At 43.2% G+C, this 15152-nt stretch carries 18 protein-coding genes and 2 pseudogenes; 17 read left to right on the top strand and 3 right to left on the bottom strand.

Going from position 1 to position 15152, the window contains the following annotated elements; all coding sequences use genetic code 11:
* The first annotated feature begins 331 nt into the window (after positions 1 to 331).
* From GVI59_RS17360 to GVI59_RS17295, 14 genes and pseudogenes are all read left to right on the top strand, one after another.
* On the top strand, positions 332 to 898 hold the full coding sequence (locus tag GVI59_RS17360) for a hypothetical protein (RefSeq protein ID WP_173575325.1): 567 nt from the start codon (positions 332 to 334) through the stop codon (positions 896 to 898).
* Between the two features lie 9 nt (positions 899 to 907).
* A complete protein-coding gene (locus GVI59_RS17355; protein WP_242013194.1) occupies positions 908 to 2356 on the top strand; it encodes a phage portal protein in 1449 nt (482 codons plus the stop codon).
* Positions 2357 to 2387: 31 nt separating this feature from the next.
* Positions 2388 to 2954, top strand: a complete 567-nt coding sequence (locus tag GVI59_RS17350; RefSeq protein WP_173575324.1) for a phage scaffolding protein — start codon at positions 2388 to 2390, stop codon at positions 2952 to 2954.
* Between the two features lie 12 nt (positions 2955 to 2966).
* Positions 2967 to 4334 carry a DUF4043 domain-containing protein gene (locus GVI59_RS17345; protein ID WP_173575323.1) on the top strand — a complete coding sequence of 456 codons (1368 nt, stop codon included), beginning with the start codon at positions 2967 to 2969 and terminating at the stop codon, positions 4332 to 4334.
* A 54-nt stretch (positions 4335 to 4388) separates the two neighbouring features.
* Positions 4389 to 4772, top strand: coding sequence for a hypothetical protein (locus GVI59_RS17340; protein ID WP_173575322.1), 384 nt, complete (start codon positions 4389 to 4391; stop codon positions 4770 to 4772).
* A complete protein-coding gene (locus GVI59_RS17335; RefSeq protein WP_173575321.1) occupies positions 4772 to 5452 on the top strand; it encodes a hypothetical protein in 681 nt (226 codons plus the stop codon). Before GVI59_RS17340 ends, GVI59_RS17335 begins: the two co-directional genes overlap by 1 nt.
* Positions 5452 to 6300, top strand: coding sequence for a hypothetical protein (locus tag GVI59_RS17330; protein ID WP_173575320.1), 849 nt, complete (start codon positions 5452 to 5454; stop codon positions 6298 to 6300). Before GVI59_RS17335 ends, GVI59_RS17330 begins: the two co-directional genes overlap by 1 nt.
* A gap of 49 nt (positions 6301 to 6349) precedes the next feature.
* Positions 6350 to 7912 carry a phage tail sheath protein gene (locus tag GVI59_RS17325; RefSeq protein ID WP_173575319.1) on the top strand — a complete coding sequence of 521 codons (1563 nt, stop codon included), beginning with the start codon at positions 6350 to 6352 and terminating at the stop codon, positions 7910 to 7912.
* The gene (locus GVI59_RS17320) at positions 7912 to 8337 is read left to right on the top strand and encodes a hypothetical protein (RefSeq protein WP_173575318.1); all 426 of its coding nucleotides are present in this window, start codon (positions 7912 to 7914) and stop codon (positions 8335 to 8337) included. The genes GVI59_RS17325 and GVI59_RS17320 overlap by 1 nt, the downstream gene beginning before the upstream one ends.
* A gap of 3 nt (positions 8338 to 8340) precedes the next feature.
* On the top strand, positions 8341 to 8658 hold the full coding sequence (locus tag GVI59_RS17315; RefSeq protein WP_173575317.1) for a hypothetical protein: 318 nt from the start codon (positions 8341 to 8343) through the stop codon (positions 8656 to 8658).
* A 136-nt stretch (positions 8659 to 8794) separates the two neighbouring features.
* Entirely contained in the window at positions 8795 to 9673 is an 879-nt protein-coding gene (locus tag GVI59_RS17310) for a hypothetical protein (protein ID WP_173575316.1), read from the top strand.
* On the top strand, positions 9673 to 10572 hold the full coding sequence (locus GVI59_RS17305) for a hypothetical protein (RefSeq protein ID WP_173575315.1): 900 nt from the start codon (positions 9673 to 9675) through the stop codon (positions 10570 to 10572). Before GVI59_RS17310 ends, GVI59_RS17305 begins: the two co-directional genes overlap by 1 nt.
* 7 nt (positions 10573 to 10579) lie before the next feature.
* Positions 10580 to 10777 carry a LysM peptidoglycan-binding domain-containing protein gene (locus tag GVI59_RS17300; RefSeq protein WP_173575314.1) on the top strand — a complete coding sequence of 66 codons (198 nt, stop codon included), beginning with the start codon at positions 10580 to 10582 and terminating at the stop codon, positions 10775 to 10777.
* Positions 10778 to 11378: 601 nt separating this feature from the next.
* Positions 11379 to 12587, top strand: a pseudogene (locus GVI59_RS17295) (tyrosine-type recombinase/integrase).
* On the opposite strand, the gene GVI59_RS17290 reads toward GVI59_RS17295, so the two are convergent.
* Together GVI59_RS17290 and GVI59_RS17285 are read right to left on the bottom strand one after the other, a co-directional pair.
* Complete coding sequence (locus tag GVI59_RS17290) at positions 12588 to 12929, bottom strand: XRE family transcriptional regulator (RefSeq protein WP_173575313.1); 342 nt, start codon at positions 12927 to 12929, stop codon at positions 12588 to 12590.
* On the bottom strand, positions 12926 to 13285 hold the full coding sequence (locus GVI59_RS17285) for a type II toxin-antitoxin system RelE/ParE family toxin (protein WP_173575312.1): 360 nt from the start codon (positions 13283 to 13285) through the stop codon (positions 12926 to 12928). The genes GVI59_RS17290 and GVI59_RS17285 overlap by 4 nt, the downstream gene beginning before the upstream one ends.
* Positions 13286 to 13928: 643 nt before the next feature.
* Here GVI59_RS17285 and GVI59_RS17280 point away from each other — a divergent pair.
* The 3 genes from GVI59_RS17280 to GVI59_RS19185 are packed head-to-tail and all read left to right on the top strand — an operon-like array spanning position 13929 to position 14817.
* The gene (locus GVI59_RS17280; RefSeq protein WP_173575311.1) at positions 13929 to 14099 is read left to right on the top strand and encodes a hypothetical protein; all 171 of its coding nucleotides are present in this window, start codon (positions 13929 to 13931) and stop codon (positions 14097 to 14099) included.
* Between the two features lie 8 nt (positions 14100 to 14107).
* Entirely contained in the window at positions 14108 to 14401 is a 294-nt protein-coding gene (locus GVI59_RS17275; protein WP_173575310.1) for a hypothetical protein, read from the top strand.
* A complete protein-coding gene (locus tag GVI59_RS19185) occupies positions 14398 to 14817 on the top strand; it encodes a hypothetical protein (RefSeq protein ID WP_242013193.1) in 420 nt (139 codons plus the stop codon). Before GVI59_RS17275 ends, GVI59_RS19185 begins: the two co-directional genes overlap by 4 nt.
* Positions 14818 to 15050: 233 nt before the next feature.
* On the opposite strand, the pseudogene GVI59_RS17265 reads toward GVI59_RS19185, so the two are convergent.
* A pseudogene (locus GVI59_RS17265) lies at positions 15051 to 15152 on the bottom strand (IS5-like element ISMex42 family transposase); the annotation flags it as partial.

Here is a 15152-nt window from a genome sequence, read left to right as displayed (position 1 = left end):
CACTCTGTCTGCATCGGGTTTTCTTATAGCTTACGAAAATTTCTTTTCTACAAAACAGACTTTTTCATAATCTAACCCGATGTACAACCCTTCTGTGAGATTTCCGCGTCATGAAAATGGTTGGTGGTCCTGTTCTTACACAACACTGGATGGAGGAAACGTCTCGACTGAAGAAATCAACAATGTCAAAAACAGCCTTGATCTTCGTATATATCGACAGGAATATGAAGCATCGTTTGAAACGTACTGTGGTCGTTGCCTGTATGCATTCTCAAGGAAACATTCCATAAAAAACATCACATATGATGGCAGCAAGCCAGTGTATATAGGGATGGATTTCAACATCAATCCCATGTCAGCAACAGTATGGCAGGAAGAAATTGATGAACATGGAATGATCACAACCATACAGATAGACGAAATAATTATACAAACATCTAATACTGATGAAATATCAAAAGAAATACTAAAAAGGTATGGCAAAAAAGAAATAGATTTTTCTGGAACAGAGAAATATTCTGCTCAGCATATTACGGTCTATCCAGACCCTGCAGGGCAAGCCAGAAAAACATCAGCATCAGGAAAAACAGACATATCCATATTGCTGTCATACGGAATAAGTGTAAAAACGCGGAAACAGTCACCACGGATACGTGACAGACTCAACTTTATGAATTCAATGTTTGAAAATTCATTGAAACAACGTAGAGCATTTGTCTCCCCAAAATGCGTAAAAAGTATCGAAAGCTATGAAAGGTACGCATTCATAGCAGGAACTTCAGAGCCAGATAAAAAACATGGATATGATCATCTTGTGGATGCAAGTGGATACTATCTATATTTCAGATTTTCTGAAAACACACTTGATATAGATACCAATAAAATTCTTGATAGATAAGGAAAAGAAATGGACTGGCATGAATTAAAAAAAAGCATGAATTTTCCGTCACAATACTCCAGCAGAACGAAAAACCTTCTTGCTTTGGAAAAAATTTTAGACGGCAGCCTTTATGACCATATTCGTTATCCTTTCTTCAAGACATGTGCAGGTGATGGCTCGTATATACCGATCAATAAAAGGCGACCTTCTGTCAGAACACATTTATGTAATGTTGTAGTCGATGATACTGTTTCATTACTTTTCAGTGCATCTCACTGGCCCTCTATTCACATTCAAAAAGAAACAGAAAACGAAGATTGTGAGATAGAAGCTAAAATCAGAAAAATTTGTTTCGATCTAAACTTGCCATCTCTTATGGAACAGGCGGCCGTAATGGGCGCCGTCGGATCAGTTGCGATTCTAGTACAAGCCATAGAAAACGAACTTGTAATTGAATTAAAAAGAACCTGTTTTCTGGAACCAACTTTTTCACTGCTTGATCCAAGAAAACTTGTTTACGTAAGAGAACAATATATCGTTGACGCAGACGGATTGAAGAAAGCCGGGTTTGGTGAATTTCCTGATGGAAATTATTGGTTCACAAGAGATTTCACTGAATTTGAAACAATCTGGTACGAGCCGATTCCCGTAGAATATAATACAGATAAAAATATTAATCTTATCAGGGACGAAGCACGCTGTACGCAGCATGAATTAGGCGTCGTACCTATAGTCTGGATCAAGAATCTTCCTTCCGCAGACCCCAATGCGCCGGATGGAAAAAGCACTTTTAGCGCAGGCATTGATGCCATGATTGACGCCGACTATCTCCTTTCGCAAACCGTGAGAGGACTACGTTATTCATCCGATCCGACCATGGTACTTTCTGTTGATGAATATCAAATTTCGAACGGATTGACTTCTTCGTTCACAAAAGATGCTTCTCATGCAATTGCTTTACCGCAAGGGAGCGATGCAAAACTTCTTGAAATTAATGGCACTGGCGCTGCAGCAGCTCTCAACATGTGGCAGGCTTTACGCTCCCTCGCGCTGGAAGCAATGCATGGAAACCGTACTCATGGAGACCGCGTCAGTGCCGCCCAATCCGGACGAGCAATGGAACTCATGTGCCTCGGTTTAACATGGCTGGTAGGCCGTCTACGCAGATCCTATGGTGACTGTGGCCTGATTTCAGTTATTAAATTGATTGCTCTGATTACTCAGAAATTTCCAGACCTGCAGATTGCCGGACACACTTATGGACCCCTCCAGGCAAAAAATATTTCTCTAGTCTGGCCCGCATGGTTTGAACCTACCTTTGGAGACATGCAGACTATAGCCAATGCGGTGCAGTCAGCAAAATCTTCCGGGGTTGTGTCGATGGAGACCGCAGTCAGGATGATGAAACCTGCAACACATGTTCAGCATGTCGCTGAAGAAATAAAGAAAATATTGACCGATAATGATTTATCTTAAAAAAGAAACTCAATATCGCTGCGGAGAATAAATGGAAGTAAATTCTGGCTCACCTGACAACAAAGAGAATAATGTATCAGATGGAGCATCCAATACACCTCGGTCAGCAGCTGATAGCGTAGCAAATGCGTTTTCAAATCAACTGGCTCAAGTTCAGGCGGATCTCGCTGCGTCCAAAGCTTACGCTCTTTCTGTTGAAGAAGAATTACTTAATCTAAAAGCTGAAACAGCAATTGCAGCAGAAAAGCAATCGCAGCAAATCTCAAAGATAAAAATTGATTCTGAAATCAAATCACAAGCTATTTCTTCTGGTCTGATTGATTTGGATTGCCTGCCTCTTTTAGATTCATCTGACATCACTTTAGATGAAAATGGAAATATTATCGGAATTGATTCGGCTATAGCTGATTTAAAATCGAAAAAACCTTTTCTTTTTTCGGATATGGGTCGCACTGGAAAAATCAGCAGTCCAGCGCGTTCTACTCTTACTCCCAAGGCAAAAGCCAATACGGCTATGCCCGTTAAAGATATGTCTGAATCTGAATATAAACGCTCTTTAAAAAGAGTAGCACCTTCTTACTCTCGTCGCTATAATTAAGGTCGAAATTTAATGGCTATTGATAACTTCCCCGCTCAACTTCAGCCTATTATTCAGGAAGGCTACCTGGCCCGCGAATTTTCTGCCGGCCTACAGTCTCGAATAGCTTTTCGCGCTATTGCCGACAGAGAAATTTTTCCCAATAGAATTGGTGAAAGCATCACTAAAACCCGCAAGGGTTTGAAGGCGCCCGTCACTGTTCCGATGTCTCCTTCGCAAAACACTAATTTTGACAATGGCCTGACCCCTTCAACCTGGTCCGTTGAACAATACACACTCACAATTAATCAATATGGCGACACCATTGACCTTAATGTCGTCAGTGAAGGTGTTGGAATAAGCGATCAGTTTCTTGCCAATGCAAATACAAATGGCATTCAGGCGCTTCAATCTCTTGACAGAATTGCACGAAATACTCTTTTCTCCGGCCCTTCTGGCGGTGTTGGAGGTTATATGGGAGGAAATACTCGCGTAACAACTTCCATTAACGCTTCCAGTACACAGATTTCGGTCGACGATGTACGTGGTTTTGAAAGAGTTCTCAACGCAACTGGACAAGTGGTTTCAGTAGCTCAGTCAGCAGGTATGACTGTGACTGTTGGAAGCAATGCTTACACTCTCATCAGCGTCACATATGATTCCGTTAATATTTCCACTGCTCCTTTGGGAGTATCCGGTGTACTAACATTTTCTACAGCAGTATCAGTCAGCGATGGTGCAGAAGGTAATGCAGTAGTCGCCTCGACTGCCCCTCTTGTCCTGCGTCCTAACAATCGACTTACGACTGCGCAACTGGTTGCACCAGAAGGTAATTACGGATCCAGCAATTATATCACTGGTGATACATTAGGTATCCAGACCGTTCTTGCTGCGGTTGCCGCTTTACGCATGAATAATGTGCCAACTATTGATGGCGCTTATCACTGTTATCTCGATGATCAGCAGATGCTAGGCCTCTTTCGAGATGGCGATTTTAAGTATCTGTATCGTGGCGCTTACGGCAGTGAGGCTTACCGCTCGGGTTCTGTTGTAGAGCTTTTGGGGGTGAGGTTTATTCCCACCACTGAAGCACCACTACAAGCTTCTCTTGGTGGCGGGGTTATCCATAGGGCTATTGTTTGTGGTCAGGGTGCTCTCATTGAAGGTGACTATAATGGATCTGTTGATATTCCAGATAGTGACCGTGCGCTGGTAGAAAATGTTGATGGTATTATGATGATTACCAGAGAGCCGTTAGATCGCCTAAAACAAATTATTGCTCAGTCCTGGTACTGGATTGGTGGCTTTGCTCTTCCAACAGACGCAACCGTCAACCCTTCAATCATTCCCACATCCACTAATAGCTATCTGAAGCGCGGTGTAATTATTGAAAGTCTTTAAGTAATAAAATGACCCAGATGCCTTCTGGGTCATACTTTTTGAAAGTTTATATCTATGTCTGAAGATGCTTTGAGCGAAATAGAAAAAGTCAATATACGGCGTTATTGCTGGTATCCTACTCGTGGAAACAGTCACATTTCTGGAAGCTGGCTTTATTTCTCTCATTATGGCATTTTAGAGTATAGATTATCGAATTTTTCCCACGAAGAAATACAAGTTATTCGTTCTATGTTGAGCACGCTATCCCTTCTGGAGCAAGGGCCTGCTTCTTCTGCCGATAATTTAGACACTGATAAAGCTGCTATCTGGACTCATAATAAAAATGAGTTTTCGGACAGAGTAAATTTATTTAAACAACAAAGACTTGAACTGGTAAAATTCATAGGTGTCGATGTCGGCCCGGGATTTAACTCCTTATCAGTAAAATTTTCCGTCTGATGAATATAGATAAACTACAACAAAAAGCAGCTTATGGATTTAGAAAAGCTGCGAATATTGTGGGTTTTTCTGTTATTCAAACACGTCCACAAAATTCATCCATGCCTCTTCCTGCAGAAAAAATAGCGACATTGAATTGTCTTATTGATCCATCCGCATCATTTACTGGAGTATCTCCAATCATTTGGGGGCATAAAATCTTATTTGCCGCCATCGATACAAGTAATATTAATGTAGGAGATTACCTACAAACACAGACAGATGAAAATATAGAAAATATTTCCACCGACATTTATTTTGTTGCGCGTTTTGAGCCATGGAAACCTTTACTTATCGTACAAACAAATAAATATATTTCTTTTTACGAATCTGATATTTCATCTGATAACAACACAGTAGGTTTACGGCCGCCATCAGGTCCAGTTTGGAATGAAGATGTTGAAATAGCATATAACTATCGCGTATCAATGCTCGAAATATCAGCATCAGGGCGCTCGCCAACAGGTCTGGGAACCGATCTTTCTCTCGGCAACTGGGAAATACTCATGCCTAAAATTCCTAGTGTTACATTGTACCAAGGCCTAAGAATTAAGGATATGGATCAGAATTGCTACCATGTACTAACTGTAGAAGAAACTGAATTTGGGTTACGTTTAATCGCGAAAAGCGATCAAGCATAATGGCTAGCGTCTCTGAAATAGAAGGTATAATCTCTCAAGTAATATATGATTATATTTATCCAGAAAACTCAAACGGAATTCTCAACTCAATTCTTAACGAAGACGTGAAAATCTGTCGCGGATGGCCCCAAGAAGTAGAATTATCGAAAGATTTAATGTCTGCATCAGCCATTTCGTGGGTAACTGTAAATCAGCAACCTGGACATACAAAAAATAAAACACGTTATGGAAGACAGTGGAAAACCTTAGATACAGATAGTTCGTTTGGATTATCGGTAAATAATTTTACAGATTCATCATACAAAGTAGAGTTTACTGGTTCATCTCTTCGGAATGGCCTTGCTGGAATAGTTATAGAAGAGTCAGCATATCCTGTTGTAGTCCAATCAGGACAAGACTCAGACACTGTTACAAACAATATATACGAACTTGTTAAAGCAGATTATTCGACAAAGATATCCATCGAGGGATCAACAATAACATCCCAACCAGGATTAACTGTAAAGGGATTTTGCGGAAAAAATGTAACTATGTATCAGGAAATTAGTCGATTAGAAGATACGTTCTGCACTTCCATTTTTTCTCCCTCTATTATCGAACGTGATAATATAGAAAATTCAGTGATGGAATCTTTATTGTCATCAAACATTCTATCGAACCCAACATTTGATCGTGGAATTATAAATTTTCAGGATAGAAAATTATACGACAACAATTTAAATGCGAATGTATATCGTGTTGATATTATGTGGTCTATAGAATTCTCTATTATATCTACAATATCATGTCCACCGTTATTATGGCCTTCTCTAGATGTAAACTCACTTGACATAATTGGCATCACATAAACGAATACCATAAAAATCTCTTTAAAACACGAAAATATAGGAAATAGCAATGACTGTTATAAGCCAGTCAGGAACCCTAAATACAAGCTCTCTTTCAGTCCCTGATCTATATATTCAGATTCAGACAAGTGGAACCACTTCATTATCTGGTGCACAGACTGATATTATTGGTATTGTTGGAACTTCCTCCTGGGGACCTAAAAACACTCCTTTAGTTTTTGGAACTTCCGCCGAGCGAGTTGCCTACTTTGGCTCAATGCAAGATACTCCCTTCGATTTGGCAACCATTGCGTCTACTGCTATTTTACAGGGGGCTTCAAATTTTGTTGGTGTGAGAGTTACCGATGGCACGGATACCGTCGGTTCTGCACCAGTACTTCCTCAGAGCGAAAATGAAGCATATCCAGTTTTAATAAGCTCAAAATACACCGGTTCGGAATCCAATAATATTAGTTTTAATATTTCCACAGGATCAGCTCCTAAAAGCTGGAAGATAACGGTAAGTATGCCAAACTATCTGCCAGAAATTTTTGATAATATTATCGAACAATCAGATGAAAGTGTTTTCTGGAACAATTTTGTTTCAGCAATCAATAATGGACAGTCGTCTATTCGTGGACCAAGTTCGATAATCACTGCGACATTGGGGACCGCTATTAATGTAGCTCCCAGCGCAATGAGCACAACAGCGCTGACGGGTGGAACAGATGGAAATACAGGAGTAACAGCAAACACACTTTTAGGTTCAGATGGAGTTACCCGCACGGGTATGTATGCCCTGAGAGGACAAAAATGCAGCCTTGGGGTTCTTGCAGGCGTAACAGATGATACGACCTGGTCTACGCAAGCAGAGTTTGGTTTGTCGGAAGGAATCTATATGATTACATCCGGATCTTCCGGTGAATCTATTGAAACAGCTTCAACAAAGCGCAGTTCAGTCGGAGTCGATAACTATAGCTTAAAAGCTATGTTAGGTGACTGGCTCTATTGGTATGATAGTGAAAATTCTGTTACTCGATTAGTGCCACCTACAGGTTTTACTGCAGGCCGCCTAGCAGCACTTTCACCCCAGCTTCCAAGTCTTAATAAACAAATATATGGCATTATCGGCAGTCAAAAATCGGGACTTGTTAGTTCTGGGCAAAATTTAACTTACTCTTCTGCTGAATTAACTTCTCTTTTCACGAATGGAATTGATGTTATTTGTAATCCAGCTCCAGGAGGAAGTTACTGGACTGTCAGAGCAGGCATCAACACGTCGAGCAATTCAACAAACAATGGAGACGAATATACTAGAGTAACTAACTTTATTAGTGAAACACTTGCCAACGGTATGGGAATCTATATTGGACAACCAATATCTCCTTCTTTGTTCACAGATATTGAAGCAACATTAACTGGTTTTCTTTCAGATCTGGAACAACAGGGGGTCATCGGTACCGCTTCAGGCAGCACACCTTATTCCGTTATCTGTTCGACAACAAACAATCCGCAGTCCCGAACTTCTCTAGGATTTTTACAGGCAGATATTAGCGTAACTTATTTTGGTATCAATAAGAAATTTATTGTAAATATTACGGGAGGGGCCGGCGTTACGGTTTCAAGCAACTGATGGCTACTGCATATACACTTGGTCGACAAGGCTCTATCATTCTGATCTGGAATGGAAACAGAATTGACATTCAAGATGTCACTGATTTCAGTGTGCATCAAGAAATTCGAGCTCAAAAAGTTTCTCCTCTTAATAAGCCGCCTGTCGAATTCAACACACCAGCAGGGTGGCGAGGATCATTCACGATCGATAGAGGGAATTCTGCTCTGGACGATTTATTCAATACAGATGAGCTTGCTTTTTGGAATTCCAATACCATTTCATCCGGAGTTTTATATTGCTACATTCAAGAAAGTGATGGCAGCACTTCTAAATTTGAATATAGTGGTCTGACTTTAGCTTTTTCAAACGCCGGTAAATTTACCGCTGAAAGCGTTGTATCCCAGTCTGTAACATTTTTCGCCAGCCTACGCAGAGCTATATAATAAATGAATAATAACACCATTAAACTTATTTGTGAATCTGGAAAAGAACTCACTTACAAAGAGATAACACCGAGTGAAATTCTTGATCTTATTTTGATTTGTGGCCCAGATGGTTCGAAGAACGACACATATATAAATATAGTTCAGCAGTGGTGTTCAATTCGTTCAATTAATGGCATACCTGTACCGTTTCCGAAAAACAAAAATATGCTGGATATGTTGGCAAATGACATCGGCATGGACGGTATAAAATCAATTGAAGATTATCTTGTTTCTATTGAAAGTAAGGAAGATGACGACATAAATATAATAAAAAACTAGCATCCTCTCCATCTTTATCAGAAATAATAACTCTATTAAAGGCAAACATTCCCTATGACCTTATCATGCAATGGGACTGGCGTTTACGCGCTGCTGCCATTGTCGTCATAGGGAAAATGGATGGAGGGGAGTTTTCATGGGAGCGCCTTCAATGGTTGGAGCAAAACTGAGAATAAGCGCATATAATAATAAAAATAAATTACGTAGTTTATTTAGCAAAATCTACACAAACTCTAATTTATTTCATATTTTTTTTAAAAATAACTTTAAATCTAACACACATATATATAGAAGCAATCTCACACCCACAAACAGAGTTGAAAATAAATATTACAAAAAAAATCTTATCAACTCACATAACTTAAAAAAAACGTCCATAGATTACAAATACAATATCAATAAATTCACAGACAATATATTTCATAATTTTTTTTACAATATAAACAAAAAAAACAACACAAACAGCACAAATAACAATTACAAAAAAACACATACAACTCGAAATACAAGTTATAAATCAAATACAAAGAACACGACAAATAAAGTATACGATAATACAAAATTTTTTAAACTATTTCACACCTATGACACGGAATTTCATAGATTTTACAGTTCTAAAAATACGAAAAACCATGAGACATTACAAAATAATATAAATAATTTATTCAAAAGCATCGCAAAAAATAATAAAAATGAATTATCGCACAATTTCGTATTAAATAGTCATAAAAATAAAATTTTAAATAACATAACAAACCGAAAAACAAACAAATCAGATGAAATAAGTTCAAATTTAAATTTTTCTCATAAAACAAGCGATGAAATAGGTAGGCCCTCATCCATCCCCATAAATGAAGAAGATTATTTCAAAAATAGTTCAACAAAAAAAATAGATCTTCATGAAATAATGAATTTTGTTGAATCAGAACTCAATCAATCGTTTCGTTCCCCCCCCAGTGGCTCCTTAATGTCATGGGTACAAAGTGTTCCAAGTTATCCTGGGTTACATATCTAATGAGTTTTTTAGGCGTTGTTTCTTCTATCGAATCTGCTCTTGGTACTCAAAATTTTATATTGGGCCCAATTTCTTTTCTGGATACAGAAGTGCCTTCTGAATTATTTTGGGGAGGCTATCAGGCAACAGAAACTTTCCACCAGATAGGAGGTGCAAAAGTTGTCATTCTCAACGGATACTATGATCAACCATTAACCTGGAGCGGCATTTTTCGAGGCAGTTCAGCTCTTCAAAAAGCAAGAACTCTCGATGCCATGGCCCGTAGCGGTAACTCCTACAGCTTTTCCGGTGGAGGTATTTCAAGAAAGGTTGTCATCACAGCCTTTCAGGCATCCTATACAAATTGTGGAACCGTTATTCCTTACAAAATTTTTTGCGAAGTGATTCCTCAAGCTGTTTCAACAGCAACTTCCACTTTATCCTCTCTAGTCGGTTTACTTAACTCTGATGTTTCAAGTGCATTCTCCACGACAATAGGCCTCCTTTCAGATGCCAGTTCCTATGTGAGTTACCTCACAAGCCTCTCCAGTACTTATGCTGGAGAAGTAACTCCTTTAGCCAATTTAATTGGCGCTGGCGGAGAAATGTCTAACTTAAATAACAAACTATCAGGTCTCTCGACACAAGCAGGCGCACTATCTTCTTTAAGCTCGAATCTAGATTTTACAAACCTTCAAAGTAATATTTCCTCATCGATCAACCTAAATTCCTCAATATTCAATGCTTCCGATACTGAAATATCATCTATTTCTGCAAATTCAGGCGAAAACCTGGTCTCGGGAGCACCTTCCTTGATTGCTGCAACAGCGCATTCCGGAATTTTAGCAACATCAGCACTTAACAATGCCTACTTAACGCGCTCTACCAACAACATCTCTCTTTCAAATACATTACCGTGAAATCAGAATGAAACCAGGAAAAACAATCAACGTAAGCGCTAGTGATATTTCATTATGGCATATTGCTGCCAAATATTTGGGAGATGCAACACAGGCAAATAGAATTATGTCTCTCAACAACCTCAATGATACATGGATTTTAACAGTGACCACTCTTACCCTACCCAGTTATGATCTCAGTCAGGGTGGAGGAATTAGCCAGTGACCAACCCCATTTCCTATGTAAAAATGAAAAACCAACAATAAGAAAACCATATAACAAAATAAAATAGATTTTATTTATATCCCTCTCACATAACGCTTAATACAGAGAATCTCCATTACAAAATGTCTTATTTAATACGGTTTTGGATAAATGGTCTTGATGCGCATCCGACAAGGAACCGCGCAGAACAATCATCGTAAACAGGACATATACTACCGAACCTTCAACTGCGCATTGCTCAGCGAGCAAGTCATTCCAATCCCTCGTAACCATTAGGATAACACACAGGATATATCTTAATGCTGAGAGAGTTTGGAGAAAGTCTTAATGATGAATGACGCTGCTTACAGTTTTAAGCCAAGCACAAAACCTTTGTTCCCGCCTTCACAAGCGCAGAGGTCAAGCTTTTCTATAAACTCTAAATTTTAAGAGAAAATGGCGGAGGGGATGACCGTATAACCGACTTCTCAGAAAGCCTCAGAATAGATCACGAATCGTTAGAATATATCGTATAAAATTGAATCATGTTTCTCTGTACTTCTCACCGTGACTCTGTTAAACGCAGGTTTTAAGAGGGACATGAAAAGGGACATGCAGGGTTATGAGTCGGCTCGCACCACACCGTCTGACAGCTCGCAAGGTAGCCGCACATAAGAACGGAGATCTTGCCGATGGTGGGAACCTCTGGCTGGTCGTCCGGGGAGCCTCTCGGATATGGACGTTCCGATACAAGTCACCCGTCACTGACAAACGCCGGGAAATGAGCCTCGGGTCAGCTTATGATGTGACGCTTGCTGAAGCCCGGACACTTGCTGCCGAAAGTCGTCGTCTGGTCAATCAGCGTATAGACCCTCTCGAACAGCGCCATAGCGAGGAAGCCGCTCGCAAGCGTGAGTCCCGTATCAGTTTCCGCGCCGTAGCCGAACGCTACATCGAATCACAGAAACCTGGCTGGCGCGATCCGCGTGCGGCTCCCATCTGGTCAGCCTCTCTTGAATTGAACGTCTATCCTGTCTTTGGCGACAAACCTGTCACGTTGGTTGATACAGCCGATGTTGAAGCCGTACTTAAACCAATCTGGACAGAAAAGACTGAAACCGCCACCCGTGTTCGAGGCCGCATCGAGAGGGTCCTCGACTATGCTCGGGCTCAGGGCTGGAGAACCGGCGAGAACCCTGCCCGCTGGAAAGGCCACCTGTCCGCTATACTGCGCCTCCATCCAAGGTGGCAAAGGTCTCGCATCATGCCGCAATCGATCGGAAAGATATCGGGCGCGTGATGGCTGCCTTGGCCGAATCGCAGGGTGTGGCTGCGAAGGCCGTACGCTTCACCTGTCTGACCGCCGCACGCTCGGGTGAGGTCCGCAACGCCACATGGTCAGAGATCGACCTGAAAGCCCGTGTGTGGACGATCCCGGCACACCGGATGAAGAAAGATGGGCAAGGAACACCGCATCCCCCTGTCTGACTGCGCTGTGGCTGTCCTGCAGGAGATCATGCCTCTATGCGATGAGCGTGCTGGTGATCTGGTATTTCCCGGACAGAAACGGGGCAGACCACTATCAGACGTGGCGCTATCCAAGGCGCTCCACATTGCGGCCGGCACGAAGGACGTCACTGTGCATGGCCTGCGTTCCACGTTCCGCGACTGGGCCGCCGAAGAGACGGATTACTCGCGGGAAGTTGCTGAGATGGCGCTGGCCCACGCCATCAGCAACAAGGTGGAAGCCGCTTATCGACGTGGAGATCTGTTTGAGAAGCGGCGGGAGATGATGATAAGCTGGAATGGATGGTGTCAGAACCTCAAGTAATCAGACCGGAAGCGCCTCCGCATCCGACCCGATATCTGCAAAGCTTTTGATAGGCACAGCGTGATCGGGAAACTTTGCGACAATCTGAAGTTCGCCACCCATTGCTTCAATGTAACTGCGCAGCGTGCTGATATACATGTCAGTACGTTTTTCCATTTTGGCAACTGATGCCTGATTGACGCCCAGCAGTTCCGCAATCTGTTTCTGGGACATGACGTGGGCACGACGCAATTCGGCCAAATCCATCGCATCGGCCATTGCCTGCGCTTTCATTTTAGCGCGTTCACGCGATGCAGGTGACAATGTGGCCCCGAGAGAGGCCAGTGTCTTACGACCGGTCATATCAGCTTCTCCCTTCTCAATTCATCAAGATGCGCATCATACAGATCATCTGCAACAGGGGTTAACCGGTCATAAAACCGCTCATCGCCCGTCTTGTCGCCGCCAATCAGAAGAATGGCCGCACGACGCGGATCAAACGCATAGAAAACCCTGATCGGCTTGCCGCCGCTTTGTATCCGTAATTCGCGCATGTGGTTATGACGCGAGCCGTTCACCCCTGAGGACATTGGAAACCGGAGGTTGGGGCCTCTTTCTTCGAGCAAAAGGCCAGACGCATAAACGTCTTCCCTCTCACTATCAGACAGAGTAGCGAACCAGCCGCCGAACTCATCAGTGTGTTCAACCAGCCACGTCATGGCCTTACCATATATATGCCTCTGAGTGCATATTCAAGCATCTTGATGCCCCCCGCCTTGTGAAGGCGATGCTCTACCTGAACCATCAAGGGGGGCGAGGAATTTCCCGAGGTCCTTTCGCGCTCCCCAAAGAGCCCACCCGCATCAACGGTGCAATGGTGTATTGAAGGGCCGCCTTCAGATGGGTGGCTGATAGGTAGCCGCTTGGGAGGCAAGGTGGTAATCGGATGGGTAGGTGATGGGGCGGTAACGGATAGCCTGGACGGTTATCCCCCATTCCGGGCTTTAAGGAATGCAGCATACCTAGCTGAATAAGCTTGGTCATATTCAGCTGTACCCTCTTTAGCCTCTGCCACGCGGTAACAGGCTAGTCCTAATTCGATCATTCGACGAGCGGCTTCAGCTCTGGAGGGAAGATCTGAAACGCCACGTCGCCAGTTATCTATTTCATCCTCTAAATGAGGAGGGAGGCGTAACTCGAAGCGGGTAGGTTTTCGTTCCATATCTCTATAATACGGTGAATACGTATTATACGTCAATTCTGTTGACGGGATAGGTGCGATACGGTAGATACGTATCAGCCGGGTGGGAAGGTGGAAGCTCCCACACCCGGCCTAACCACAACCGAACCGGAGTTTCGGATATGTCTGAAAACGACTTTAGCACACCCGCGTTCCAGCGGGCAGAGGAAACACGCGCCAACATTTTGGCGGCCGTCCTCGTTTCATTTCTCATCGCGCTGTCAATCGTTGGGATGGAATCGTCTGATCCTGTCACGGCCGGCCATGCTTATGCAGTGGAGGCCGTGCGATGAGTGCAGTCATGACAGCCGAACGTCCGGTTAAAGCAAAGGCACGTGGAGAGCACCCTCAGACTATCAGCAAAGCAGATAACCCAGTTGAGAAGATGCTGCTGCTTCGAAAGGCTATCAAGCGGCTGGACGATGCCACGCACGCCGCCACCTGTGACCTGTATGCACTCGCCACGGTTCTGGACGGTTTCCTTGGAGCGTCCGAGCCGCCGCCGCTGGAACAGTTGCGCGATTGGGTGAAGCGGATCGCCAATAATCTGGACGAAGCGAACCTGGCGCTTCCAAGAGATGGAGGTGTGGAATGAGCGAGACAGTTTCGCGTCGGAGCGGCGCAAAAGGTTCAAAAGGATCTTCCTGTAAGGAAAAGCCAAATAAGCGCTCTTCCAAAAAGGCTGGAGGTAAGCAGGAAATCCCACCTCCCCGGATAGATAGTCTCAGACCAACTCCGACCAGAACTTTGCCACCTGACATGCCGCGTCTTCCTAGTGATGAGGCAAGTGGAGGGGCGAGTATTCTCGCTGACTTGGACGATCTGGTGAAGACCTTGCGGCAGAGAAATCTCAACAATGCTGTCAGGTTGGCTATGGAAGCCGCGCAAGGACGCGGCGAACTGGTCGATCATTTCCACGAGCTTGGGCGGCGTTTTGGTTCCAGCACTGATAACAGTCCGAGACGGAAAAAGAGCGACCGCTTCAAAGTGATTGAAGGAGGACGTGCATAATGGGACGCCCTCGCAAACAATGGGAAGCCAATGAAATCGACCTGCTTGTGCGCATGCGACAAGCAGGGAAGACTTGGCGTGAGATCGGCCTGGCGCTTGGCAAACCGCACATCACCTGCTCACGGTATTGGGCTGAGGTGTTGAGGATGAAGATTTATCGAGTAAAACCAATGGTTCGAATAAATGCATAATAACAGGTATTTTCAAGAGCGCGTCGTCTGTATTAGGGCCTGTTAGGTCTTGATATAGTCCGCTGTAGCAGCGATGAGGATGACGGAGAGGAAGGATGCGGCGGTTTTCTCATATCGGGTCGCGACAGCCCGCCACTCCTTGAG

This window comes from Acetobacter sicerae (assembly GCF_011516765.1).
GTDB lineage: Bacteria > Pseudomonadota > Alphaproteobacteria > Acetobacterales > Acetobacteraceae > Acetobacter > Acetobacter sicerae.
Note: the sequence above shows the minus strand (reverse complement) of the source record. Positions and strands in the feature narration are given on the sequence as shown.